22 protein-coding genes are annotated in these 23,524 nt (G+C 60.1%); 3 read left to right on the forward strand and 19 right to left on the reverse strand.

Annotated features, from left to right (window positions below):
* The first annotated feature begins 468 nt into the window (after positions 1-468).
* Positions 469-2,421, forward strand: a complete 1,953-nt coding sequence (locus RDL77_RS18475) for a M23 family metallopeptidase (protein ID WP_288194163.1) — start codon at positions 469-471, stop codon at positions 2,419-2,421.
* A gap of 12 nt (positions 2,422-2,433) precedes the next feature.
* Here the strand turns inward: RDL77_RS18475 and RDL77_RS18480 are convergent, their stop codons facing one another.
* The 9 genes from RDL77_RS18480 to RDL77_RS18520 all read right to left on the reverse strand — a co-directional run bounded on the left by RDL77_RS18480 (position 2,434) and on the right by RDL77_RS18520 (position 14,268).
* A complete protein-coding gene (locus tag RDL77_RS18480; RefSeq protein ID WP_288194164.1) occupies positions 2,434-3,861 on the reverse strand; it encodes a L,D-transpeptidase family protein in 1,428 nt (475 codons plus the stop codon).
* Positions 3,862-4,032: 171 nt separating this feature from the next.
* Positions 4,033-6,645 (reverse strand): ATP-dependent chaperone ClpB, encoded by a 2,613-nt coding sequence (gene clpB, locus RDL77_RS18485; RefSeq protein ID WP_288194165.1) that lies wholly within the window; start codon positions 6,643-6,645, stop codon positions 4,033-4,035.
* Positions 6,646-6,853: 208 nt separating this feature from the next.
* The gene (locus RDL77_RS18490; RefSeq protein WP_308526415.1) at positions 6,854-7,582 is read right to left on the reverse strand and encodes a DUF4167 domain-containing protein; all 729 of its coding nucleotides are present in this window, start codon (positions 7,580-7,582) and stop codon (positions 6,854-6,856) included.
* Positions 7,583-7,877: 295 nt separating this feature from the next.
* Positions 7,878-8,747, reverse strand: coding sequence for a peptide chain release factor N(5)-glutamine methyltransferase (prmC, locus tag RDL77_RS18495; protein WP_374042752.1), 870 nt, complete (start codon positions 8,745-8,747; stop codon positions 7,878-7,880).
* A 4-nt stretch (positions 8,748-8,751) separates the two neighbouring features.
* Entirely contained in the window at positions 8,752-9,831 is a 1,080-nt protein-coding gene (prfA, locus tag RDL77_RS18500) for a peptide chain release factor 1 (protein WP_223613507.1), read from the reverse strand.
* 24 nt (positions 9,832-9,855) lie between these two features.
* Positions 9,856-12,096, reverse strand: a complete 2,241-nt coding sequence (ptsP, locus tag RDL77_RS18505) for a phosphoenolpyruvate--protein phosphotransferase (RefSeq protein WP_223613508.1) — start codon at positions 12,094-12,096, stop codon at positions 9,856-9,858.
* Between the two features lie 153 nt (positions 12,097-12,249).
* Positions 12,250-13,503: an aspartate kinase gene (locus tag RDL77_RS18510; protein WP_182552176.1), complete on the reverse strand. Its 1,254-nt coding sequence runs from the start codon at positions 13,501-13,503 to the stop codon at positions 12,250-12,252.
* A 189-nt stretch (positions 13,504-13,692) separates the two neighbouring features.
* Positions 13,693-14,004, reverse strand: coding sequence for a type II toxin-antitoxin system RelE/ParE family toxin (locus RDL77_RS18515; protein WP_288194169.1), 312 nt, complete (start codon positions 14,002-14,004; stop codon positions 13,693-13,695).
* A 3-nt stretch (positions 14,005-14,007) separates the two neighbouring features.
* A complete protein-coding gene (locus RDL77_RS18520) occupies positions 14,008-14,268 on the reverse strand; it encodes a type II toxin-antitoxin system ParD family antitoxin (RefSeq protein ID WP_223613510.1) in 261 nt (86 codons plus the stop codon).
* A 156-nt stretch (positions 14,269-14,424) separates the two neighbouring features.
* Here RDL77_RS18520 and ubiG point away from each other — a divergent pair, with 156 nt between their 5' ends.
* A complete protein-coding gene (ubiG, locus tag RDL77_RS18525) occupies positions 14,425-15,168 on the forward strand; it encodes a bifunctional 2-polyprenyl-6-hydroxyphenol methylase/3-demethylubiquinol 3-O-methyltransferase UbiG (RefSeq protein ID WP_288194170.1) in 744 nt (247 codons plus the stop codon).
* Here the strand turns inward: ubiG and RDL77_RS18530 are convergent.
* The 5 genes from RDL77_RS18530 to RDL77_RS18550 all read right to left on the reverse strand — a co-directional run bounded on the left by RDL77_RS18530 (position 15,158) and on the right by RDL77_RS18550 (position 18,513).
* Complete coding sequence (locus RDL77_RS18530; RefSeq protein WP_288194171.1) at positions 15,158-16,057, reverse strand: DMT family transporter; 900 nt, start codon at positions 16,055-16,057, stop codon at positions 15,158-15,160. The two genes, ubiG and RDL77_RS18530, sit on opposite strands and share 11 nt — an antisense overlap.
* 63 nt (positions 16,058-16,120) lie before the next feature.
* Complete coding sequence (locus RDL77_RS18535; protein WP_288194172.1) at positions 16,121-16,534, reverse strand: DUF1178 family protein; 414 nt, start codon at positions 16,532-16,534, stop codon at positions 16,121-16,123.
* A complete protein-coding gene (locus RDL77_RS18540) occupies positions 16,531-17,400 on the reverse strand; it encodes a carbon-nitrogen hydrolase family protein (RefSeq protein WP_223613514.1) in 870 nt (289 codons plus the stop codon). The genes RDL77_RS18535 and RDL77_RS18540 overlap by 4 nt, the downstream gene beginning before the upstream one ends.
* Positions 17,401-17,410: 10 nt before the next feature.
* The gene (grxC, locus tag RDL77_RS18545; protein ID WP_223613515.1) at positions 17,411-17,680 is read right to left on the reverse strand and encodes a glutaredoxin 3; all 270 of its coding nucleotides are present in this window, start codon (positions 17,678-17,680) and stop codon (positions 17,411-17,413) included.
* 77 nt (positions 17,681-17,757) lie between these two features.
* Entirely contained in the window at positions 17,758-18,513 is a 756-nt protein-coding gene (locus tag RDL77_RS18550; RefSeq protein WP_288194173.1) for a ComF family protein, read from the reverse strand.
* A 64-nt stretch (positions 18,514-18,577) separates the two neighbouring features.
* On the opposite strand from RDL77_RS18550, the gene RDL77_RS18555 reads away from it, so the two are divergent.
* Entirely contained in the window at positions 18,578-19,468 is an 891-nt protein-coding gene (locus tag RDL77_RS18555; RefSeq protein ID WP_288194174.1) for a methyltransferase domain-containing protein, read from the forward strand.
* 9 nt (positions 19,469-19,477) lie between these two features.
* Here the strand turns inward: RDL77_RS18555 and RDL77_RS18560 are convergent, their stop codons facing one another.
* The 5 genes from RDL77_RS18560 to RDL77_RS18580 all read right to left on the reverse strand — a co-directional run bounded on the left by RDL77_RS18560 (position 19,478) and on the right by RDL77_RS18580 (position 23,351).
* Positions 19,478-19,798, reverse strand: coding sequence for a hypothetical protein (locus RDL77_RS18560; RefSeq protein ID WP_223613518.1), 321 nt, complete (start codon positions 19,796-19,798; stop codon positions 19,478-19,480).
* A 114-nt stretch (positions 19,799-19,912) separates the two neighbouring features.
* Complete coding sequence (locus RDL77_RS18565) at positions 19,913-20,329, reverse strand: (deoxy)nucleoside triphosphate pyrophosphohydrolase (protein WP_288194175.1); 417 nt, start codon at positions 20,327-20,329, stop codon at positions 19,913-19,915.
* Complete coding sequence (locus tag RDL77_RS18570) at positions 20,326-21,078, reverse strand: GNAT family N-acetyltransferase (RefSeq protein WP_288194176.1); 753 nt, start codon at positions 21,076-21,078, stop codon at positions 20,326-20,328. Before RDL77_RS18570 ends, RDL77_RS18565 begins: the two co-directional genes overlap by 4 nt.
* Positions 21,079-21,098: 20 nt before the next feature.
* A complete protein-coding gene (argJ, locus tag RDL77_RS18575) occupies positions 21,099-22,340 on the reverse strand; it encodes a bifunctional glutamate N-acetyltransferase/amino-acid acetyltransferase ArgJ (RefSeq protein ID WP_223613521.1) in 1,242 nt (413 codons plus the stop codon).
* Between the two features lie 90 nt (positions 22,341-22,430).
* The gene (locus tag RDL77_RS18580) at positions 22,431-23,351 is read right to left on the reverse strand and encodes a peptidylprolyl isomerase (protein WP_374042751.1); all 921 of its coding nucleotides are present in this window, start codon (positions 23,349-23,351) and stop codon (positions 22,431-22,433) included.
* Between the last annotated feature and the right edge of the window lie 173 nt (positions 23,352-23,524).

Consider the following 23,524-nt stretch of genomic DNA (forward strand, 5'->3'; position numbering starts at 1 on the left):
ACTTGCGCAACAATCCGAAAACCACTTGAGAGCTTCCTTTAGGGCGCATTCAGCAACCGCCAGCGGCGCCCCGCCCTCGTTGTGTCGGTATATAGACCCCACCCACCAAAACTGTCAACACGCCTTTTGCGTTTTTTATCAAAAATGTGACACGATTTATCCACAGCCCCGTATTTGCTGGACGAAACACCGGCAAATAAGCCGCCGAAGCGTATTGTGATGGCTGCGGCCACAAACATGCCGGATTCAAACCCTAGCGCTGGCTCGCATGCGCGGGTTCATTTCCGGGGATCATGACGGGTATCTCTCTATATAGGCACTCTTCACGATCGGCGCGTTGACAGATGGAAGCTGCGAGGGCAAAACTGCGGCCTTGTTGACTTCGTACCAGTAAATGGCTGGTCGGCACGCGCCGAAAAATCAAATAAGCCTGCATCAATAACGGCGACAGGATCGACACTGAGAAGCATGAAAGAGTACGAGGGGCACTCATCCATCGATCCGGGCAACGAACCGCCGTTGATTACAGACGGGCGTCGCGGCCCGCCCGATCGCCGTGAAATATCGGCACGATGGCTGGCCGGGACCTTTCTGACCGGCATTACCTCCAGTGTATTGATGGGCGTGGCCCTGTTTGCCGCGCTCGATGGCCGCGAACAGCTGGCGACGCCGCCGGAACTGATGGCCCGCACCCTCGTCCCCGCCGCCAGGGACAACAGCAGCGTGGCCAAGGGCACGCGCGTCGCCGCGACGACGCCGGTCCGCCGCAACCGTGACCGCCGCCGTCTTGATGTCTCCACGGTCTTCAAGGAAGGCGAACGCGACGTCATCCGCTCCACACCATTCGAATATGTCCGCATAGCGCTTGCCTCTGTCCACAACAGCAACCGCAAATATCCCGGCTTCAATCCGCTGGACGTGTTTGCCGAGGCCAACGAAGGAACCGACCCCACCCCCAAGACCGGCATGATCTACGGCGCCAAGGTGGAAAGTGAAGTCAGCCTGCGCACCGTGGACTTTCCCCTCGCCACCGCACAATTCGATCCGTCCGACGATTTGAGCGCCGACGAAGTGGAAGACGTTGTCCGCAACACCGGCGCGCTGCTGACCGACGGCGCGGTTCAGGTAGCCTCGCTGCACTACGTGGATCCCCTGCGCTTCGGCGCCGACGAGGACCCTTTCAATCTGCGCAATCCGCTTGCGGTCAAGATCATCCAGGAAAATGTCAGCGTCTCGCCCCGGATGGGCGAAGATGCCGAAAGCCATGGCTACTCGGAAGAGCTGATACCGTTCCGCAACGACAAGGACATCCTCGGCGCCTTCAATGAAGCGGGCTACGAGGACGAAGATGCCACCGGCATGTCCGAAGCGATCGCGAAACTTCTCAATTCGCCGCGCCTCAAGGGCGGCAGTGTCCTGCGCCTGGGGATTGAGTCGCACGACGGTGTCGACCGGATCATGCGGTCGAGCGTCTACAACGGCACCACGCACATTCTGACCATCGCCCTCAACGACAAGGACCAGTATGTGCCGGCCGACGAACCGGAGATGACACCGGGACTGCAGCTTGCCTTTGACGACAACCCGCCCGCCTCGCGCCAGCCCGGCGATCTTCCCACGGTCTATGACGGCATTTATCGTGCGGGCATCGCCTATGGCATGACCGACACGATGATCCAGCAGCTGATCCGCATGCTGGCGTCGGATGTGGATTTCCAGGCGCAGCTTGCCCCGACCGACCAGCTGGAAGCGTTTTTTTCGCTGCCGGCCGATTCGGAGAGGGCGGGCGACGAATCGGAAATACTCTATGTCGCCGCCAATTTCGGCGGCAATCTGCGCAAATTCTACCGATTCCATTCCGCCGACGGCTCGACCGATTATTATGACGAGAACGGCCGCAGCTCAAAACAGTTCCTGCTGCGCAATCCCGTGCCCAATGGTGTGTTCCGCTCGCCGTTCGGCATGCGCCGCCACCCCATTCTCGGTTATTCCCGCATGCATACGGGCGTCGACTGGTCCGCGCCGCGCGGCACGCCGATCATTGCGGCCGGCAACGGCGTGGTCGAGCGCGCCGGCTGGACCAACGGCTATGGCAACCAGACGGTCCTGCGGCATTCCAACGGTTATGAAAGCAGCTATTCGCACCAGAACGCCATTGCGGCCGGTGTGACACCGGGTGCCAAGGTCCGGCAGGGCCAGGTGATCGGCTATCTCGGCTCGACCGGGCTGTCGACCGGGCCGCATCTGCACTATGAAGTCATCGTCAACGGGTCGAAAGTGGACCCGATGCGCATCCGCCTGCCCGGCGGGCGGGCGCTTGGCGGCGATGATCTCACCGCCTTCAAGCGCGAGCGCGAGCGCATCGATCAACTGCTGAAGGACGATAACGGCAACGCACCCAAGGTTGCGGCCAGCGGCTGACCGCTCCAGGTTTTACTCCTGGAACTCCACGGTCACACCTTTCTGCACCAGTTTCGACAATTCCGTCGCATCCCAATTGGTCAGGCGGACGCAGCCATGGCTGTTGGTCTTGCCGATCTTTGACGGTTCCGGCGTGCCGTGGATGCCATAGGTCGGCTTCGACAGCGCGATCCAGACCGTGCCCACCGGCCCGTTGGGACCGGGCGGGATGGTCAGCACCTTGTTGTTTTCGCCCTGCTTGAAGTTCAGCTTGGGATTGTAGGTGTAGTTGGGGTTGATCGCGATGCGCTCCACCTGCACGATCCCCGACGGCGACGGCGTATCGGTCGAGCCGATGGTCGCGGGATAGGCCACGATGAGCCGCCCCTCGGCATTATAGCCGCGCACCTGCTTGCGGCCCTTGTCGGCGATGATCTTGGTCACCGAACCGCCGACATTCTGGCCGGGATTGGCAACCTGGATCACCGTGCCGGGGCGATTGAAATCCGCACCCGGATTGATTTCCTTCAGGTAAGCCTCGTCCATGTGAAAGCGCTCGCCCAGCATCTCGGGAACGGAGGTGAACGCCATCCGCTCGAGCTGGGCCTTGTGGCTGTAATCCTCGGGGATCGAGGCGACGAAGGGATAGGCCGCATCTTCCGATGTGATCGTATAGGCAACGAAGGCAGGACCGCCCGTCTGTTCGAGCGAGGCATTGATTCCCGCTTCGTTGAGCGGGTCGAATTTCTGGCCGGTCATTTCCTCGAAAGCCGCCACGGCCTTGTCGACATTGCCGCCCTTGCGACCGTCGATGACGCCGGGCGAAACGCCAACCCGGTCGAGGAGCACCTGGATGGCAGCGATCTTGCTCTTGGCGCCCTGCCCCTTGGGCAATTGCACGGCGGGCGCCGGATTGGGATGCGCCGGGATTGCTTCCTGCGATGGTGGCGATGCCAGATTTTCGCCCGGCATTTCCGGATCGATCAGACCGGGAGACGCCGGCGCCATATCCGGCTGATTGTTGGCCGGCGGCAGCGGCGCACGCTCGACCGTGCGATAGTCGCGCTCGGACGGTTGCGATGGTTGCGCCCGATACGGGTCGTTCGGGCGATTCGCATAGGGATCTTCGGGAATTGATCCGGTATCGTAGGGATCCTGCGGTGCATCGGGAAAATAGTCGATGCCGCGACCGTCATTGGCATCATTGCGCGGCTCTTCGACCGAAACAACCCGGCCACGGCGATCCACCGTCACCCGGCGGTTATATTCATCGAAATAAACGCGGTATTCGCCGCGGCGCGGCCGCCGGTCCGATTCGAACAATTGCGCAACGGCAAAGGGCGCCTGATTCGCCTGGGCGCTTGCCGTGAGGCTTGCCGCCTGCACGGGGGATATGGGCGCCGATACCGCCAGAATGGCGGCAAAAAACAATGCAAACACAATCAAATGACGAAACGCCATATTTTCAACTTCCGGTTTCCGCTAACGCACTCTTAAGCATAAATGACCGACTTTCCTGTCTTTATGGTTAATGCGGCGCTTTTATCGTCGCATCTACAGCATGAAGCAGACATGAAAATGGCCGCCATGCGGCGGCCATTCCGATTCTTCGCTTCTTTGCCGGAGCAGTGCTCAGGCGGCTTCGCTCTTGTCCCGATCGGGCGCGGATTTGACCGACCTGAAATTGAGCCGGTCAGAGCCCGCGGTGATCTTGACGGTCGAACCATCGAGAATCTCACCGAGCAGGATCTTTTCCGCCAGCGGATCCTGCACCTGCTTCTGGATCACGCGCTTCAATGGCCGTGCACCATAGGCAGGATCATAGCCCTTGTCCGCCAGCCAGTGGGTTGCATCCTCGTCGATCTTGATGATGATCTTGCGATCCGCCAGCAAGGACTGCAGACGCTCCATCTGAATCGCCACGATCGCCCCCATTTCGTTCCGCTTCAGGCGGTGGAACAGGATGATCTCATCCACGCGGTTGAGGAATTCCGGCCTGAACGAGGCCTTGACCACGTTCATCACGTCCTCGCGGGCGCTTTCCACATCCTGGTCTTCGCGCAGCGCGGTCAGATATTCCGCACCGAGGTTGGACGTCATGATGATCAGCGTATTGCGGAAATCCACCGTCCGGCCCTGGCCATCAGTCAGACGTCCGTCATCGAGCACCTGCAACAGCACGTTGAACACATCCGGATGCGCCTTTTCGATCTCGTCGAACAGGACAACCTGATAAGGCCTGCGCCGGACCGCTTCCGTCAGCGCTCCGCCTTCCTCATAGCCGACATAACCGGGAGGCGCACCGATCAGACGCGCGACCGAATGCTTCTCCATATATTCGGACATGTCGATGCGAACCATGGCGGTTTCGTCGCTGAACAGGAACGCGGCCAGAGCCTTGGTGAGCTCCGTCTTGCCGACACCGGTCGGTCCGAGGAAAATGAACGAGCCAATCGGCCGGTTCGGATCCTGCAGACCCGCACGGGCACGGCGCACGGCTTTGGAAACGGCCTGAACCGCTTCACCCTGTCCGATAACCCGCTTGGCCAGTTCGTCTTCCATGCGCAACAGCTTTTCACGCTCGCCTTCCAGCATCCGGTCAACCGGGATGCCGGTCCAGCGGGACACAACCTGCGCGATATGATCGGGCGTGACGATTTCCTCGACCATCGATGTCGATCCATCCTGCTGCTCGGCCTGCGCCAGCTGCTTTTCCAACTGCGGGATCGTGCCATAGGCAAGCTCGCCCGCTTTCTGGAATTCACCGTTGCGTTGCGCGGCTGCCAGGGCATTGCGCGCTTCATCCAGCTGACCCTTGAGGTCTGCTGCATGACCAAGCTTCTGCTTTTCCGCCTGCCACGTATTGGTCAGGGCCGTGGACTGTTCTTCAAGTTCGACCAGTTCCTTTTCCAGCCGCTCCAGACGGTCTTTCGACGCATCGTCCTTCTCGACCTTCAGGGCCTCGCGTTCGATCTTCAGCTGCATGATGCGGCGGTCGATTTCGTCGAGTTCTTCCGGCTTGGAATCCACCTGCATCCGCAGGCGCGCCGCGCCTTCATCAATCAGGTCGATCGCCTTGTCCGGCAGGAAGCGGTCGGTGATGTAGCGGTTCGACAGCGTTGCGGCGGCAACCAGGGCCGAATCGGAAATGCGAACCTTGTGGTGCTGTTCGTACTTCTCCTTCAATCCGCGCAGGATCGAAATCGTATCCTCGACCGACGGCTCGTCGACAAACACCGGCTGGAACCGCCGGGCCAGCGCCGCGTCTTTTTCCACGTGCTTGCGATACTCGTCGAGTGTCGTTGCGCCAACGCAATGCAGTTCGCCGCGTGCCAGGGCAGGCTTCAACAGGTTCGAAGCGTCCATTGACCCCTCGCCCTTGCCGGCGCCGACCAGCGTGTGCATTTCATCGATGAACAGGATGATGTTGCCATTGGCCGACTGCACTTCGGAAAGCACACCCTTCAGGCGCTCTTCAAACTCGCCGCGATATTTCGCACCGGCGATCAGCGCACCCATGTCGAGCGCCATCAGCTGCTTGTCCTTCAGGGACTCCGGCACGTCGCCATTGACGATGCGCAGCGCCAGCCCTTCGGCGATCGCCGTCTTGCCGACGCCGGGTTCACCGATGAGAACCGGATTGTTCTTGGTACGGCGCGACAGGACCTGGATCGTCCGGCGGATTTCGTCGTCGCGGCCGATAACCGGGTCGAGCTTGCCCGACCGCGCATCGGCGGTCAGGTCGCGCGCATATTTCTTCAACGCGTCATAGGTGTTTTCAGCGGAAGCCGAATCGGCGGTCCGGCCCTTGCGGATATCGTTGATAACCGCATTGAGGCCCGTGGCGGTCACGCCCGCGCGGCTCAGGATTTCCGATGTCTTTGCCGACTTCTCGATGGCAAGCGCCGTCAGCAGCCGTTCAACCGTGACAAAACTGTCGCCGGCCTTCTTGGCAAGCTCTTCCGCCGTGGCGAAAACCTTGGCCAGCGGCTGTGCAAGATACAGCTGTTCGTTGCCGCCGGTGACTTTCGGCAGCGCATTGAGCGCGGCCTGCAACCCCAGGCGCACATCGGCTATACGCCCGCCCGCCCGCTCGATCAGCGATGCGGCAAGGCCTTCCTCGTCATCGACGAGAACCTTGAGCAAATGCTCCGGTGCAAACTGCTGATTGCTGGAAGAAAGTGCGAAGGTCTGTGCAGACTGGATGAAGCCGCGAACGCGCTCAGTGTATTTTTCAAGATTCATTCTTTGTCTCCTTTTCCCCAGAACCCTGAAGCGGCATCCTGGAGTCTTCTGGTGACGGATCCCCTGCAAGAGGCAGATCCATACGATCAAGGCTCATATGGGATTGCATTCCTGCGCCCGCAAGATACTCCCAAAGCAGGAATTTGAAAAAAGAAAACGGCGCGGAAATTATTCCGCGCCGTTTGCAAAATCAGGTGTTTTACGTGGGTCAGACGTCGGATTCGACAGCTGCCCGGCGTTTCTTCACTTCGGCCACGATGCTGGCCGGGGAAAGATCATTGGCGGTATCCGTAGCAGCAGGTGCTGCATTTTCTTCGGTTACGCGCGGCTCACGCGGACGCGCTGGCCTGCGGCCACGCGGTGCCCGGCGTGCCGGCTTTGCTTCGGCCACGTCCTGGGATTCGCCGGATTCCGCTTCCGTTTCGCCTTCATCGCTGGAGGCGTTCTCTTCGGCAACCGGAGCCTGGTTATACTGCCGGCGCTGCTGATGCGGCTGCCGCTGGCTGACCGGCTCTTCGCCATAGGCAACTTCCGCAGGCGTTCCCTCGATCACCGGCTGCGGTCCGCTGCCATTGATCTGCTGGTGCTGGACCGGACGGTCCTGCTGCTGTTCGTTGCCGTCATCATCGTAGACGCCATCATCGTCCTGGTCATCGCGGTCATCGCGCTGATACTGAACGGGTGCCTGAGCCTGAGCAGCAAGAATGATTCGATTGTAATGTTCGGCGTGCTGGAGATAGTTTTCTGCCATCACGCGATCACCACTGCTCTGTGCGTCACGCGCCAGAGTGGTGTACTTTTCGGCGACGTGCTGAGCATTTCCCCGGATTTTGACGTCGGGACCATTGCTCTCGTAGTTACGGGAAAGTGGGTTGGGACCTTTGCGGTTGTTGTTACCGCGTCCGCGCATGCGCCTATTCTGCTGTACTGGCCTCATACTTATCTCTTTTCAGAAAATCAGGGGCGCTCATTTGCTCACCATTTGAGTCAAAAAGCTTCGCTTCTCAAGTGCCGACCTGAAGCGCGCCCCGCGCTTCAATCGCATCCAAAGTTCATAAAACTTTTGTGCTTCCGCTAAAACCATCCCTCCAAGAACAATTCCGAGGAGAAATCAAACACCCGGAAAATTCCGTATCAATCTCTTGATAGGCAAAACCAGACTTGTTCGGTTTAGAGCGGTGACTGGAAACTAGCCGCCTTCGCGACAAATTCCAAGCCTTTTTTCAATAATTTTACAGCTTCATGAACAACATTGCTCTTTCGTGCCCGGCGATATCCGTCTGCAGACCCTTCAAGGCGAAGCCTGATCTTGCAAAAATCGCCTCGACATCCATCCGCTGATCATAGCCGATTTCCACTGCAATTGCGCCGTTCACGCGCAGATGCCTGTCCGCCTCTTCCGCAATGATGCGATAGGGCTTAAGGCCATCCGCGCCGCCATCCAGCGCCAGAACCGGATCGTGCATTGCCACTTCGGGCTGCAAATCCACTATGTCTTTCGACCGGATATAGGGCGGATTGGAAATTATCATGTCAAATCCGCCAGTTACCTCAGCAAACCAGTTGGAATGCAGCACGGCGAACCGATTGGACACACCATTGAGATGGGCATTGTCGCGCGCCGTTACAAGAGCGCCCGGCGCAATATCCACGCCGATGGCCCGCAGATGCGGGACCTGACCCAGCAAGGCAATGGCGATGGCGCCTGTGCCCGTTCCAAGGTCGATGAGATCGGCAACGCCATTCTCCGCCACACGTTGCTGCAGGAATGGCAGGGCAAGTTCGACCAGCGCTTCCGTGTCGGGCCGGGGCTCCAGCGTATCGGCGGACAGTGAAAATTCCAGCCCGAAAAAGGCGCGCCGGCCAATGATCCGGTGCACTGATTCGCCGTTGATTCGCCGGTTAAGCACCGCGTCGAGCCGGGCCAGGACGTCCACCGCCACCTCATTGTGCGGATTGCGGATCGTTTCAAGCCGGTCAAAGCCGGTGATCCATTCAACCAGAAGGCGCGCATCAAGCTCCGCATTTTCAATGCCAGCTTTGATTAGGACAGAACGGGCCTGAATGTGGACATCAGCAAGGCGCGAACCACCTTCAACCATGCCGTCAGTACCCGTCATTCATCTGGGCGAGAAGAGCTGTCTGATGGTCGGAAATCAGCGCCCCGATCAGTTCGTCCAGATCGCCTTCCATGATGCGGTCGAGCTTGTACAGCGTCAGGTTGATGCGATGGTCGGTGACGCGCCCCTGCGGAAAATTATAGGTGCGGATGCGCTCCGAACGGTCGCCGGAGCCAACCTGGCTGCGCCGCGCTTCCGAACGCTCGCTGTCGGCCTTCTGCCGCTGCATGTCAAACAGCCTGGACCGCAGCACCTGCATGGCGCGGGCACGGTTCTGGTGCTGGGATTTTTCCGCCTGCACCACGACAATGCCCGAGGGGATATGCGTGATGCGCACTGCCGAGTCCGTCGTGTTGACGTGCTGGCCGCCCGAACCCGACGCACGCATCGTGTCGATGCGGATATCTTCGGCGCGAATATCGATATCGATTTCCTCAGCTTCCGGCAGAACGGCAACGGTGGCGGCGGAGGTGTGGATGCGGCCGCTTGCTTCCGTATCCGGCACGCGCTGCACCCGGTGCACGCCCGACTCGAATTTCAGCTTGGCAAAAACCCCCCTGCCCGAAACCATGGCGATCACTTCCTTGTAGCCGCCGGCTTCACCGTCGCTGGCCGAAATCAGCTCGACCCGCCAGCCATTGGCCGACGCATAGCGTTCATACATGCGGAAAAGGTCGCCGCCGAACAGCGCGGCTTCCGAGCCGCCCGTTCCCGCGCGGATTTCCAGAATGGCATTGCGCTCGTCGGCGACGTCCTTCGGCAGGAGCAGAACCTGAATGTCCTGTTCCAGCGCTTCGATACGTTCGTTGATATCAGGCAGTTCCGCCTCGGCGAGATCGCGCATCTCCTTGTCGGTCGCCGCATCGTTGAGCATGGATTTCAGATCGTCGGCTTCGCTGCGCGATGCCAGCAGATCGCGAATCCTGGCAACCACCGGCTCCAGCTCGGAATATTCCGATGCAAGCTTCACATAGGTGTCGGAATCCGGATTGCTCGCCATCTGCGTTTCAATCATGGAAAACCGCTTCAGCAGCTGATCCATACGATCCTGCGGAATGGACATCATTTTAGTTCATTACCTCTGCAGATTTCACAGCGCAACGCCTGTTCGCTCTGCGAATTTGTTCAGGACATGCCGCAGCGAACCGGTGTCGCCGTGATTGTCGATGGCATCGGTCAGCTGCGCATGCAATTCACCGACATCGAGTGTACCCAGCATCGCCTTGATCGGACCGATGGACGCCGGCGACATGGAAATGGAGCGGAAACCCAGCGCGATCAGGGCCATGGCCGAAAGCGGCTTGCCTGCCATTTCCCCGCATAGCGTCACGTCCGTATTGTTGCGGACGCCAGCCTGCGCGATCTGGCGCAGCACCCGCAGGAACGGCACCGACAGATTGTCAAACCGGTCGGTGATCATCGAGTTGCCGCGATCAACCGCCATGACGAACTGGAACAGGTCGTTGGAGCCGACCGAAACGAAATCCACCACCGACATCAGTTCATCGAGCTGCCAGAGCAGCGACGGCACCTCGACCATTGCACCGATCTTCACCCGCGTCGGCAGGTTATGGGCAAAGCGCGAGAGGTGCTGCACTTCGCGGTTGATCAGTTCGCTCGCCTTGCGCACTTCCGCCACTTCCGTGACCATCGGAATCATCAGGCGCAATTCACGCCCGCCGGCCGCCTTCAGCAGCGCGCGCACCTGTGTGCGCAGCAGGCCCGGACGGTCGAGCGTCAGGCGGATCGCCCGCCAGCCCATCGCCGGGTTTTCCTCGTTCACATTGCTGCGGAAATAGGGAAGCACCTTGTCGCCGCCGATATCCAGCGTGCGGAATGTCACCGGCCGGTCACCGGCCGCATCCAGCACCGAACGGTAAAGCCGCTCCTGCTGCTCGGCCCGCGGGAAGGTCGACGCCACCATGAATTGCAGTTCCGTGCGGAACAAGCCGATACCTGCAGCGCCGGCTTCCGCCAGTTGCGGCAGATCGACGAGAAGTCCCGCATTCATCAGCAATGTGATGGGCACACCGTCCTTGGTTACAGATGGCTTGTCACGCAGTTCGCGATAAAGCGCCTGCCGCTTGGCGCGGAACTTGACCTTTTCCGAATAGGCCGCCTCGACATCCGCCTGCGGGCGCAAATGCACCCTGCCGTCATCGCCATCGACGATGACCGCATCGTTGTTTTCAGCCATGGAGACGACGCCCTTGACCTGGCCTGCCACGGGAATACCCATGGCGCGGGCCACGATCACCACATGGCTCGTCGCCGCACCGTCTTCCAGAACCAGGCCGCGCAGGCGTTCGCGCGGATAATCCAGGAGTTCGGCAGCGCCCATCGACCGGGCAATGATGATGGCATCCTTGGCCAGCGAACCGGCCATGGTCTTCACGTCGCGGCCCATCAGCTGGCGCAACAACCGGTTGGCAAGATCATCGAAATCGCTGAGCCGTTCGCGCATGTAGGGGTCGGTCAGATGCATCATCCGCGCACGCGTGTCGCTCTGGACCTTCTCCACGGCTGCTTCTGCCGTCAGGCCATTGCGGATTGCCTCTTCGAGACGCCGCACCCAGCCGGTGTCATGCGCGAACATGCGATAGGCTTCCAGCACTTCGCGGTGTTCGCCCTCGAACGCCACATCGCGGCGCGACAGCATGTCATCAATGGAAATGCGCAGCGAACCCAGCGACGTTTCAAGCCGGTCGATTTCCGTATCGATGTTTTCGTTGAACAGATTGGTGACGACGATGCGCGGCTCGTGCAGCACGACATGGCCAAGACCGACACCGTCATTGAAGGCGCTGCCGGAAAAGCTCATGGGCTTGCCGAGATCCAGCTCGACACCTGGCCGCGCCAGTCGGGTCAGGCTGCCCGCGGCGACCATTTCCGCAAGGACCATCGCCGTGGTTTCGAGTGCTTCGACTTCGTCCTCGCGGTAGACGCGCTTGGTCCGGTTCTGCACGACGAGAACGCCGAGCGTCCGCCCGGCCCGCAGGATCGGCACACCGAGGAAGGAGTTGTAGATTTCTTCACCCGTTTCCGGCAGGTAGGCGAAGGCCGGATGCGTCTGGGCATCCGTCAGGTTGAGTGGCCGGGCGCTCGAGGCGATCGTACCGACAAGACCCTGGCCAAGCCGCAACTGCGCCAAGTGAACCGCGGACGGATTCAAACCTTCGGTTGCATAGAGTTCGAGAACACCGTCCGAGCGCAGGACGTAGAACGAGCACACTTCCGCGACCATGTTCTGCGCGATTTCGCGAACGATCCGGTCAAGCCTCTCCTGCGGCTCAAGAGCCTCCGCCATCAATTCGCGGAGACGCTTCAGCATGACACGAGGACCTGATATCTGCTCGCGCGTGGGCACCCATCTGCTCCATATTATTATTGGCAAGACCGGAATGGTCTTGCCAATCAACTCTTTGATTCATCATGTCAGTCGAGACGTTCACCGACAAACAGAATCTCTGTCTTAGACGGTAAATTAATGCTTATCCAGACCGTAGACAGAATGCAAAGTCCGAACCGCAAGTTCCGCATAGGGACCGTCGATCAGAATGGAAATCTTGATTTCCGAGGTGGTGATGGCGCGAATGTTGATGCCCTTGTCCGCCAATGCGCGGAATGCCGTTGCCGCAACGCCCGCGTGGCTTCGCATACCGATGCCGATCACCGAGACCTTGACCATGCCGGCTTCCGACTGGATGATGTCACAACCGATCTCTGCCTTGACCTTTTCCAGAACAGCCAGCGCCTTGTCGAGATCGCCCGAGGGAACCGTAAAGGTCATGTCGGTTTTCGATCCGTCCTCGGAGATGTTCTGCACGATCATGTCGACATTGATGTGCGCTTCGGCCAGCGGGCCGAAAATGCCGGCGGAAATACCCGGACGGTCTGCAACACGGCGCAAGGAAATCTGTGCTTCGTCCTTGGCGTAGGCAATTCCTGTTACAACCTGCTGTTCCACGATTTCTTCCTCGTCGCAAATAAGTGTACCGGGCGGATTGATCAGATCACCCATGCCCGGCGCATCGGGGTCTTCGAAACTGGATCGCACAAATGTGCGCACTTTGTGCACCATCGCAAGCTCGACGGACCGCACCTGCAGAACTTTCGCCCCAAGGGACGCCATCTCGAGCATTTCTTCAAACGAAATGCGTGACAGCCGGCGGGCCTTCGGTTCGACACGCGGATCGGTGGTGTAGACGCCATCGACATCGGTGTAGATGTCGCAACGGTCCGCCTTGACCGAGGCGGCAATCGCCACGGCGCTCGTATCCGAGCCGCCACGGCCGAGCGTCGAAATGCGGTTGTCCGGGCCAATGCCCTGAAAACCGGCGATAACGGCAACCTGGCCTTCCTTGAAACGTTCGATCAGGAACGAACCATCGATATCGATGATGCGCGCTGCGCCATGGGCATTGTCCGTCTTGATCGGAATCTGCCAGCCCTGCCAGGATCGTGCGTGCACGCCCATGTGCTGCAGCGCAACCGCAAGCAATCCCGCCGTCACCTGCTCGCCGGAAGCCACGATAGCGTCGTATTCGCGGGCATCGTGCATCGGCGAGGTCTGGCGGGTCCAGGCGACGAGCTCGTTGGTTTTCCCTGCCATTGCGGAAACGACGACCGCGACTTCGTGCCCTGCATCAACTTCACGTTTGACATGCCGGGCCACATTACGGATGCGGTCGATATCGGCCACCGAAGTGCCGCCGAATTTCATCACAATGCGTGCCATGGGAAATACCGTTCTGGAAAGGCTTGAAAATGGGATCGAAAACGATCCGCCCTGTCGAAAGCGGAGCGCGGTTTCCCATAACGAAATTATGACGCAACTGCAAGAACGCGAGATCAAGCCCGTCAGGTTTTTGGAGGCAGCCTGTCGTTGAAGGTCAATCTTGGTTCTCGGACAAAAGAAACGTGAAATTCAATCGCGATTCTGCAAGAGATCGGCGGTGATGTCGCGGCCACCATAGAAAACGCCCAAAATCACCACACTGTCCGATGTCACCGCAAACGCGATACTGACGCTGCGCCTGTACCCGATGATGCGCACGCCCGCCATGATATCGTCCCGAATGCTACCGCGTTTGGGAAAGGTCGCGAGCCCAAGACAACAGTCCCGAATGCCGGCCAGAAACGCTTGCGCACGCTCCGGATTGGCATTGGCACGGATATAGTCGTAAAGTTCAACCAGTTCCTGCTCGGCCCGTGGATGAAATACGATCTTGTAATCCATGGGCTATCTGGCTTTCATGCCACGGCCCCGTGCCTCGAGAGCAGCGAACACTTTCTCGGCAGGAATACCCATGGCCGGATCCTTCTGCAGTTCCTCCAGACGATTGGGAATTTCTTTGCGCAGCCAGTTTTCCCGCGCCTCTTCAAAATCTTCCAGCATACGCAGACCTGCCCGCACAACCTCACTGGCATTGTTATAGCGACCGGTTTCGAGCTGTTTCTTGATGAAACGCTCATAATGGTCCCCGAGTGCAATGCTTGTCATGGCATCCATTCCTCAACGCTGTTGCGACCATAATTGGCGCATCATTTGATAACAATAGATACTAATGGATAACACGCATGCCCGGGAAGCGGAATTTGCGTCTTGACATTTTTTGCCGGAAGGGGCCACTCCAGAGGCAGCAAAAAGGACGTTGCCATGACCGAAGCCCAACGCAGCACGATCGATGCCGCCGAAGTAGACCGTTTTTCGCGCATGGCGGCCGAATGGTGGAATCCGCAAGGCAAGTTCCGCCCGCTGCACAAGTTCAACCCGACGCGCCTCGCCTACATCAAGGAAAAGGTCTGCGCCCATTACGGTATCGATCCGAACAGCCCACGGCCGTTTGCCGGCCTGCGCCTGCTTGATATCGGCTGCGGTGGCGGCCTGCTGTGTGAGCCGATGGCCCGGCTTGGCGCTGCCGTTGTCGGCGCCGATGCCAGCGAGACCAATATCGAGGTTGCCAAAATCCATGCTGCCCAGAGCGGCCTCGATATCGATTACCGTGCCACGACAGCCGAAGCGCTGGCAGAGGCCGGGGAGCAGTTCGATATCGTCCTGAACATGGAAGTGGTCGAGCATGTCGCCGATGTGGAGCTTTACCTCACCGCCTGTGCACAGATGGTCAAGCCGGGCGGCGTGACCTTCGTCGCCACCATCAACCGCACGTTGAAAGCGCTCGGCCTTGCCATTTTCGGCGCCGAATATGTCTTGCGCTGGTTGCCGCGCGGCACCCATCAGTACGAAAAGCTGGTGCGTCCGGAAGAGCTTGAGGGGCCGCTGACACAGGCCGGGCTCGAAATCACGGAGAAGGTCGGCGTCACCTACAATCCGCTCGCCGACAGCTGGAACCGTTCGACCGATACCGACGTCAACTACATGGTGCTGGCAGTCAGGCCGTAGCCTTCGTCATCATCCGCTGCGCCTTGGTCGTCATCAGCACGCCGATGGTGATGATGACCGCCCCGGCCCATGTCGCCAGCTGGTAGCTTTCGCCGAGGAACAGCGTTCCGGCGATCAGCGCCACCGCAGCGCCGACATAGCCGATCTGGCTGAGGTAAACCGGGCCGCCGACGGCCTGCAGACGGAAATACAGCGCAAACATGCAGGTGGAAGCGAGAACCTGCGCCACCACCAGCCACGGCACATTGCCAAGCGGCCCGACGGCAAAACTGCCGCTGGCGTAGAAAATAACCGGAATGAGCAACAGGGCTGTCGTCAGGTGGCTGCCCGCCGCAAGCTCGGTCGGATCGGCACCTTGCGGCCAGTCGACGGTACGGTAGACATTGCCGAGCGCCAGCAGGACCGGAATGAGCAGGCCGACGACAACCCAGAACGGTTCGGCCGGCTGTCCCACCTGCCCCCTGGTGAAGCCGACGAGCACCGCCCCGGCAAATCCCGTGAGAATGCCGAGCAATCCCAGCATATTCGGCCGCTTGATCTTGAAAAGCATCGACAGCAACAGGGTGAAGACGGGCGAGAGCGTATACATGATGCCGGTAAAGCCTGACCCGAGATGCGGAATGGCCGACAGCGTCATCAGATTGGGGATGGCATAGGAAATCAGCGCCGTCACGAGATAATACCGGGCCATGCGCCCGTTGAGCAGCGGCCGCTTCCCCATGGCCAGAAACGCCAGCAGGAGCACGACGCCAGCACCGGTCGAGATCACGAAGGCCCAGACTGCCGGGGTTATTCCGGCGCCAAAGGCCAGCTTGCCGAACGGCAGCGTCAATCCGAGGAAGGCGCCGGTCAGGACGAGCAGCGCGGGAGCGGAATTCAGAAATGGCATGGATGCATCCGGCAGGACTGTGAAGACTGCGGCAGCTTAGACGTTCGCGTTAAAGTGGCAAGGTCAATTGTGGTCTTCAGGGAAGGTCGGCAATGGCATGATGTCGACGCCATCTTCCAGCAGCGACTGCACCTCCTGGCCCGAGGCTTCGCCGTAGATCCCGCGCTGCTCCGCTTCGCCGAAATGGATCTTTCGCGCTTCCTCGGCAAAATCAGCGCCGACATAATCGGCATTCTCACGCACCTTCCGCGCAACTTCCTTCAGCTCGCTGACCATTTTGCTCATGGCAACAGTCATCTTCTCCTTCTGCCGTGCCGTGGTCACGGAAGGAGCCATCAATGCCTTTTCGACTTTGTGCGAACCGCAGACCGGACATTTGACCAGCCGCTTCTTCGACTGGTCGTCGAAATCATCATTGCTGCGGAACCACCCTTCGAATTCGTGGTCCTGCGCGCAGTGAAGGGAAAAGCGGATCATGACGCGGCCGATTGCCTCTCGCTCTGACCGTCATCCGACTGAATGACCAGACCAAACGGGCGGGCATTTTTAAGATTGGGGACCTTCGACCGGGCCGCCGCACTCAGGGAGGGATCGATATCGGCGACAATCACGGCCGGGTCCGCGTGGCTGGCTTCCGCCAGAACCTCGCCCCACGGCGCAACGATGATCGAATGACCGAAGGTTTCGCGGCCATCCTCATGCACGCCGCCCTGCGCCGCTGAAATGACAAAGGCACCGTTCTCGATGGCGCGGGCGCGCTGCAGGACATGCCAGTGCGCCTCGCCCGTCTGGCGCGTGAATGCCGCCGGAGCCGTCAGAACGGAGGCACCGGCCAGGGCCTGTGCGCGGAACAGCTGCGGGAAGCGCACATCATAGCAGATGGCAAAGCCCAGCCGCGCAAAGGGCAGCGTGGCGACGACGGAATCCGCGCCCGGTGCGTAAACGGCCGACTCGCGCCAGCTCTCGCCATTGTCGAGATCGACGTCGAACATGTGGATCTTGTCATAGCGGGTGATGATCTTGCCATCCGGTCCGAACAGAAAGGCGCGGTTGGCGATCTTGCCGTCTTCGCGGGCAATGGCCGTCGAGCCGATATGCAGGTGAATGCCGTGTTCTGCCGCCAGTTCCGACGCGGTGCGCACGATGACGTCGTCCTCTTCCGCGCGCAGCACATCGGCGAGCGCCTTGCGGTCGCGCTGCAGCGCGCCCGTCATTTCGGGCGTCTGCACGTAGACGGCGCCTTGGCCGACCGCGTCGGCCACATAACCGGCAAGATCGTTCGCATTGCGCTGGGGATCGACGCCGGAGCGCATCTGGATGGCCGCTGCACGAAATGAGCTCATTGTCCGTTCCTTACGCCAGTGCGCCGGTCTTCAGCAGCGGGTCAAGACGCCCCTGCTGTTCAAGCGCATAAAGGTCATCGCAACCGCCGACATGCACGGCGCCAATGAAAATCTGCGGAAAGGTCGTGCGCCCATTGGCGCGCGCCAGCATGGCTTGCCGCGCATCGGGTCGCGCCGTAGCATTGTGTTCGACAAAAGCCACGCCCTTCTTGTCCAGAAGGCCCTTGGCAGCCGTGCAATAGCCGCAGCCATCGCGCGTATAGATTGTGACATCAACCATCATCATACTCCACTGTAAAGCCTATATAGGCGTCCGCAATCAAAGCGCAAAGACCCGTTTTTTCCGCAAAACAACTGTTAGACAGATAATTCTTTCGACAGAACCCGTGCAAAGGTCAAGACATCGACGCTGGAAGCGCCGCCGCGCAGCAAAGCGCGGGTTGCAGCCTTCACCGTTGCGCCGGTCGTATAGACATCATCGATCAGGAGAACCCTGCGTCCGCGCACCCTGATATCCTGGTTGTCCGGCACCTTGAACGCGCCCCTGACGTTCAGCGCGCGTTCCGCGGCGCCAAGTCCGACCTGCTGCCGGGTCGGCTTGACCCGTTTCAGGGCGCCGGGCTCGAACGGCTTGCCGCTGATCCCGCTGAGATGGCGGGCAAGTTCGGCGGACTGGTTGAACCGGCGCAGCCAGAACCGCCGCGCATGCAGGGGCACCGGGACGATGACATCGCATTCGGCCAGCAGTTCGCTGCCGGCCCGCGCCATCCACCGGGCCATCCAGGGGCCAAGGTCGGTCCGGTCGCTGTATTTCAGCCGGCGCACCATGGTGCTGATCGCCCCCTCATGGACGGCAACCGACCGCGCACGGCGGAACGGCGGCGGATCGGCGATTGCCTCGGCCGAGAGAATTTCCGCGCCGAGATCATGGCTGAAGGGAATGCCGAGCACCGGACAATAGGGCTTTTCGATAAAGCGGACTTTTGACCAGCAGGCCGCGCAAAGGCTGCCCGGCTCGCAGACAAGGCTCTGACATTCCGCACAAACCGGCGGAAACAGCAGCATGAACAGGCGATTTGTCACGATGCGCGCAAAAGCGCGGGCGGTTTCCATTGCAATTCCATCCGGGGCGACGCATTTAGCGGGAAGAACTATACATTGATCAGAGAAATTCGGAATGGATCAGCACAGTATCTTCGATCGGAATTTGCTTCGGCAAAGGCGCCTGCGCGCGCTTCACCAGCACGGGATGGCGGGCGATTTCCTGCTTGCCCGTGCTGCCGATGATCTGGAAGATCGCCTGTCCGCCGTCGAACGCAGTTTCGACGTCGCCGTCGATCTTGCCAGCCACACCGGACTGGCAGCCAAGGCGATCGAACGTTCCGGCAAAGCCGGCAGCATCATCCGCATCGAACAGGACGCCCGTTTTCTCGATGCGGCGTTTCCCTCCGTCGTTGCCGATGAGGAAATGCTGCCCCTGAAACCGGCGGGTGCCGGACTGATCGTTTCGCTGCTGTCACTGCACCTGACCAACGATACACCCGGCACGCTGCTGCAGATCAGGCGCGCGCTCAAGCCGGACGGCCTGTTCCTCGGCGCCATGGCCGGCGAGGCCACCCTGTCGGAGCTGCGTGAGGTTCTGCTGGCCGCCGAAAGCGAAATCAGCGGCGGGGCGTCGCCGCGCGTTGCGCCCTTTGCCGACGTGCGCGATGTCGGCGGCCTGTTGCAGCGCGCGGGCTTCACCCTGCCGGTGACCGATATCGAAACCTACACCGTGCGCTATGATTCCCTGTTCGCGCTGATGCGCGATCTGCGCGCCATGGGCATGCAGAACATTCTCTTCGGGCGGTCGCGCAAGCCGCTGACCCGCCGCTTCTTCCTGCGGGCGGCTGAAATCTATGCGGAACGCTTCAGCGATCCGGATGGCCGGATCAGGGCAACCTTCTCATTTATCTGGATGTCCGGCTGGGCGGCGCATGAATCGCAGCAGAAGCCATTGAAACCCGGCTCCGCCAAGGCGTCGCTCGCCGATTTCCTCAAAGACGTCGAAGCCCTGGAAAAGAAATAGCCGGCAGACTCAGCAGTCGCCGCTTTTGCTGCCGTTGCTGTTGAGGATACAGACGGAATCGGGAGATTTCTGCAAAATGCTGCGGCGGATCGTGTATTCGGACGGCGCCGCCTTCTTGATCGAGCCGGTCGACATCGTGTCGATGGATCGGCTCGACGCGTAGTCCACCACGGATTTCGACTTGCGGTCGGCAAGCGGTGCAACAACCAGTGCGAGTGCGATTGCAGCAGAACCAAACAAAAGGGTTATGCGCAAGATGCCAGTTCCCGCACCCAGGAATGTCCTGGTCTGCGCTGCAGCCTCGTCGAGATTGTCGAATTTATACCCCATGCACCACCTGGAAAAATTGATCCGTCCTTGATTAAAAGTCGCCCATTCGCGTGAAGGATCGATTAACGATTTGGGTTAATTTGACGGTGATGAAATCTTAACCACGATTTGCTGTCAGAGAAGGTCGATCAGGAACGGGATCAGCGGGATATCGGCTGGCGGCATCGGGTAGTCGCGCATGTCTTTCGGCCGCACCCATTTCAACGCCTGGCCTTCCATGGAGCGCGGAATACCCTCATAGCGGCGGCAGATGAACAGCGGCATCAGCAGATGAAATGTCTCATAGGTGAAACTGGCAAAGGTCAGCGGCGCCAGGCATGCCGGCTTGACGATGATCCCCAGTTCCTCCTGCAGTTCGCGGATCAGGCTTTCCTCCGGCGTTTCGCCGGGCTCCACCTTGCCGCCGGGAAACTCCCACAGGCCGGCCAGCGACTTGCCTTCCGGCCGCTGGGTCAGCAACACCCGCCCGTCGGTATCGACGAGCGCACAGGCCGTTACAAGCAGGATGGGGTGTTTGGGTGCATCGCTCATGCGTCTGGCGCCTGCCGGTAAGCGTAACGGTATGCCTCGGCAAAGCCGATCTTCTCATAAAGTGCAATGGCACCGGCGTTGTCGGCTTCCACCTGCAGCCAGCCCCGCTTGGCGCCATGCTGCGCGGCCCATTTGATGGCCGATTTGACGATCATCTGCCCATGCCCCCTGCGGCGGCTCGCCGCCAGCGTGCCGATGTTGAACAGCCCTGCCAGCAGACCGTCCTGCACGCAGATCGCCGTCGAAACCGGCTCGCCATCCTCTTCGACGACAAACAGACCCTTGGCCGGACGAATGGCATTGATTACCTCGATCAGGCCGGGCTTGGCCGACGGATTTTCCTGCTGCACTGCGACCGCGGCATCGACGTACCGGCCGGTATCGCGCAGGGGAATCTGGTCGATGGCATCGGACAGATCGATGTTTCCGAGATCCGCCACCATGACGAGGGACTCATCAAAGAGCGACCAGCCCGACGCATCGAGATAGGCATCCAGCGCCGCAGGCGCGAGCGGCGAAAGGCGAAACACCGGCGGACGGCCATAGGCGCGCAAACGTTGAACAGCGCGGGCAACACGCTGTTCCATATTGTCGGTGTCGCCCGGATCGAGCGGATTGACCGAGTTCAGGCGTTTGGACGGGTGGCATGCCGTCATGCGGATCGCCCAGCTGCCGTCGTAGTGAACCGACGCGGCTGGCCAGGCCCTGAACCCGACAGCCTCGATCTGCCGGATCTGGGCCAGCGGCATCGTGCTCCGATCCAAGTCCATCAGCTGCGGTAATCGCCGTTGATCGTCACATATTCCTTGGTGAGGTCGCAGGTCCAGACCGTGGCCTTGCCCTTGCCGAGCCCGATATCGACCTTGACGGCAATATCCTCGTTTTTCATGTAGTCGGATGTCGCGGCTTCCGAATAGTCCGGATCGCGCTCGCCATGGCGGGCAACGCGGATATCGCCGAACCAGATGGCAAGACGGTCACGGTCCGCCGGCTCGCCGGCCTTGCCGACCGCCATGACGATGCGGCCCCAATTGGCGTCCTCGCCGGCCGCCGCCGTCTTGACCAGCGGTGAATTGGCTATCGACAGGGCGATACGCTTGGCCGAACGCGAGGACGTCGCGCCCGTCACGGTGATCTCAAGCATCTTGCGCGCGCCCTCGCCGTCGCGCACGACCTGCAGGGCCAGGTTTTTCAACACGCGGTCGAGTGCCTTGGCAAAGGCTTTCAGGCGCTTGTCCTTTTCCTTCGTCACCGGTTCCGCCCCGCGTTCGGCAGCGGTGCCCGTTGCGAACAGCAGTAATGTATCGGATGTCGAGGTGTCGCTGTCGACCGTCACGGAGTTGAAGCTCTTGCCGACCGACTTGGACAGAAGTTTCTGCAGGATATCGGAGGCGATCGGCGCATCAGTCGCCACGAAGGACAGCATCGTCGCCATGTCGGGGGCGATCATGCCCGCACCCTTGGCGATACCGTTGATGGTCACCGGCACACCGCCAAGCAGGACGGTTTCGGTTGCAACTTTAGGGAATGTATCGGTTGTCATGATGGCGCTGGCCGCGTCCTGCCAGCGTTCGGACGTGGCGCTCTTGGCCATATCCTCGAGCAGGTGGCTGAACTTGCCGGCATCCAGCGGTTCGCCGATGACACCGGTGGAGGCGAGAAACACTTCGCCGGGCTTGCAGCCGATTGCCTTGGCGGCAGCGGCCGCCGTCGCCTTGGTCGACTCACGGCCCTTCTTGCCGGTGAAGGCGTTGGCATTGCCGGAATTGACGACAACCGCGCGGGCTTTGCCGCCGCTCAGGCTGTCACGGCAGAAATCCACCGCCGCTGACGGGCATTTGGACCGGGTAAACACACCGGCCACCGCCACCGGCTTGTCGAATACGATCAGGAGAACGTCCGTTCGGCCCTTATATTTGATTCCCGCTTCAGCGGTTGCGATCCGGGCGCCGCGAATTTCGGGCATGGCCGGGACATGTTTGGGAGCCAGGGGAGAGACAGACGTGGACATCGGTTACCTCGAAAAGGTGTTTGACAAGGTTCAGTGCGGCGGCATTTTCAAAGGGGTCAAGGCCCGGGACCGAAATCCCGGGCCAGGATATTACTGTTCCTGGGCGTCCGTAGCGGCCTTCATGGCCTTTTCGGTTTCCGGGTCGGTGTACTGGATCTTCAGGTCGGCGCGTTCCTTCTTGACCAGCTCGACATAGCGTTCACGGATGAGGATCGACTTCACCTGATCCTTGACCTGATCGAATGCCGGCGGCTGCTGCACGCGCTTGTCTTCCAGCTTGATGACATGGAAGCCGAACTGTGTCTGGACCGGTTCCTTGGTGTATTTGCCGACATCCAGCGCCATTGCCGCCTTTTCAAATTCCGGGACCATCTGTCCGGCGGAGAAATAGCCGAGGTCGCCGCCCTGTGCTGCCGATCCGTCGGTCGACTTTGCCTTGGCAACGTCTTCGAAGGAAGCGCCGCCGTCGAGTTGCTTGATGATCGCTTCAGCTTCTTCCTTGGTCTTGACCAGGATATGACGGGCGCGAACTTCGTTCTGCGGCGGCATTGCTGCCATTTCCTTGTCATAGCGGGCACGCACATCGGCATCGGTGATCTTGTCGACAACCTGCTGCTTGAAGAAATCATTGTGCAGGGCACGATCCTTCAGGAACTGCATGCGTGCCTTGAATTCCGGCGTGGCATCCAGCTTCTCGGCTTCCGCCTTGGCGGCCAGGGCCTTGATGTCGATGATGGCGGCCAGAGCGGCCAAACGACGCTGCTCGTCCGGAAGACGGGCGAACTGCGGATCGAGATCGGCGGAAATCTGGTCGACGTCCTTGGAGGTGATCTTGTCGCCATTGATCGTGGCCAGCACCTTGTTCGGATCGGCCTTGACGGCATCCGCCTTGGCGGCATCCGGTTTTGCAGCACCGGCTTTACCGGCATCCTGGGCCATGGCCACGGAGGAAACACCGGTCAAAAACACAGCAGCAGTCATGAATGAAAGGGTTTTACGCAATTGGTTCATAGGTCAATTTCTCCTTAGGAGGACCGGTACGGGCTATGATTACGGCAGAATTTTGCCTTGACGAAGCGATCAACTGCGTGCTGCTTCAACATTGACATCATTCGAGCCCCCTCTTATCTGTCCATCGGCTTTGCGTCCAGATAGCTTGGCAACAGATAGGCTTATACATTTGA

The sequence above is a fragment of the uncultured Phyllobacterium sp. genome, from assembly GCF_902479695.1.
In the GTDB taxonomy this organism is placed as follows: Bacteria; Pseudomonadota; Alphaproteobacteria; order Rhizobiales; family Rhizobiaceae; genus Phyllobacterium; species Phyllobacterium calauticae.

Excerpts from the sequence above, each read along its gene's own strand:
- argJ (WP_223613521.1), bottom strand. The coding sequence starts at position 22,340 with ATGTCCACGTCTGTCTCTCCCCTGGCTCCCAAACATGTCCCGGCCATG.
- RDL77_RS18540 (WP_223613514.1), bottom strand. The coding sequence starts at position 17,400 with ATGAGCTCATTTCGTGCAGCGGCCATCCAGATGCGCTCCGGCGTCGAT.
- ubiG (WP_288194170.1), top strand. The coding sequence starts at position 14,425 with ATGACCGAAGCCCAACGCAGCACGATCGATGCCGCCGAAGTAGACCGT.
- RDL77_RS18560 (WP_223613518.1), bottom strand. The coding sequence starts at position 19,798 with ATGGGGTATAAATTCGACAATCTCGACGAGGCTGCAGCGCAGACCAGG.
- RDL77_RS18535 (WP_288194172.1), bottom strand. The coding sequence starts at position 16,534 with ATGATCCGCTTTTCCCTTCACTGCGCGCAGGACCACGAATTCGAAGGG.
- RDL77_RS18550 (WP_288194173.1), bottom strand. The coding sequence starts at position 18,513 with ATGGAAACCGCCCGCGCTTTTGCGCGCATCGTGACAAATCGCCTGTTC.
- grxC (WP_223613515.1), bottom strand. The coding sequence starts at position 17,680 with ATGGTTGATGTCACAATCTATACGCGCGATGGCTGCGGCTATTGCACG.
- RDL77_RS18555 (WP_288194174.1), top strand. The coding sequence starts at position 18,578 with ATGGATCAGCACAGTATCTTCGATCGGAATTTGCTTCGGCAAAGGCGC.
- clpB (WP_288194165.1), bottom strand. The coding sequence starts at position 6,645 with ATGAATCTTGAAAAATACACTGAGCGCGTTCGCGGCTTCATCCAGTCT.
- RDL77_RS18570 (WP_288194176.1), bottom strand. The coding sequence starts at position 21,078 with ATGCCGCTGGCCCAGATCCGGCAGATCGAGGCTGTCGGGTTCAGGGCC.
- RDL77_RS18515 (WP_288194169.1), bottom strand. The coding sequence starts at position 14,004 with ATGGATTACAAGATCGTATTTCATCCACGGGCCGAGCAGGAACTGGTT.
- RDL77_RS18475 (WP_288194163.1), top strand. The coding sequence starts at position 469 with ATGAAAGAGTACGAGGGGCACTCATCCATCGATCCGGGCAACGAACCG.
- prfA (WP_223613507.1), bottom strand. The coding sequence starts at position 9,831 with ATGATGTCCATTCCGCAGGATCGTATGGATCAGCTGCTGAAGCGGTTT.
- RDL77_RS18530 (WP_288194171.1), bottom strand. The coding sequence starts at position 16,057 with ATGCCATTTCTGAATTCCGCTCCCGCGCTGCTCGTCCTGACCGGCGCC.
- RDL77_RS18480 (WP_288194164.1), bottom strand. The coding sequence starts at position 3,861 with ATGGCGTTTCGTCATTTGATTGTGTTTGCATTGTTTTTTGCCGCCATT.
- RDL77_RS18520 (WP_223613510.1), bottom strand. The coding sequence starts at position 14,268 with ATGACAAGCATTGCACTCGGGGACCATTATGAGCGTTTCATCAAGAAA.
- RDL77_RS18490 (WP_308526415.1), bottom strand. The coding sequence starts at position 7,582 with ATGAGGCCAGTACAGCAGAATAGGCGCATGCGCGGACGCGGTAACAAC.
- RDL77_RS18565 (WP_288194175.1), bottom strand. The coding sequence starts at position 20,329 with ATGAGCGATGCACCCAAACACCCCATCCTGCTTGTAACGGCCTGTGCG.
- prmC (WP_374042752.1), bottom strand. The coding sequence starts at position 8,747 with ATGGTTGAAGGTGGTTCGCGCCTTGCTGATGTCCACATTCAGGCCCGT.
- ptsP (WP_223613508.1), bottom strand. The coding sequence starts at position 12,096 with ATGCTGAAGCGTCTCCGCGAATTGATGGCGGAGGCTCTTGAGCCGCAG.
- RDL77_RS18510 (WP_182552176.1), bottom strand. The coding sequence starts at position 13,503 with ATGGCACGCATTGTGATGAAATTCGGCGGCACTTCGGTGGCCGATATC.
- RDL77_RS18580 (WP_374042751.1), bottom strand. The coding sequence starts at position 23,351 with ATGAACCAATTGCGTAAAACCCTTTCATTCATGACTGCTGCTGTGTTT.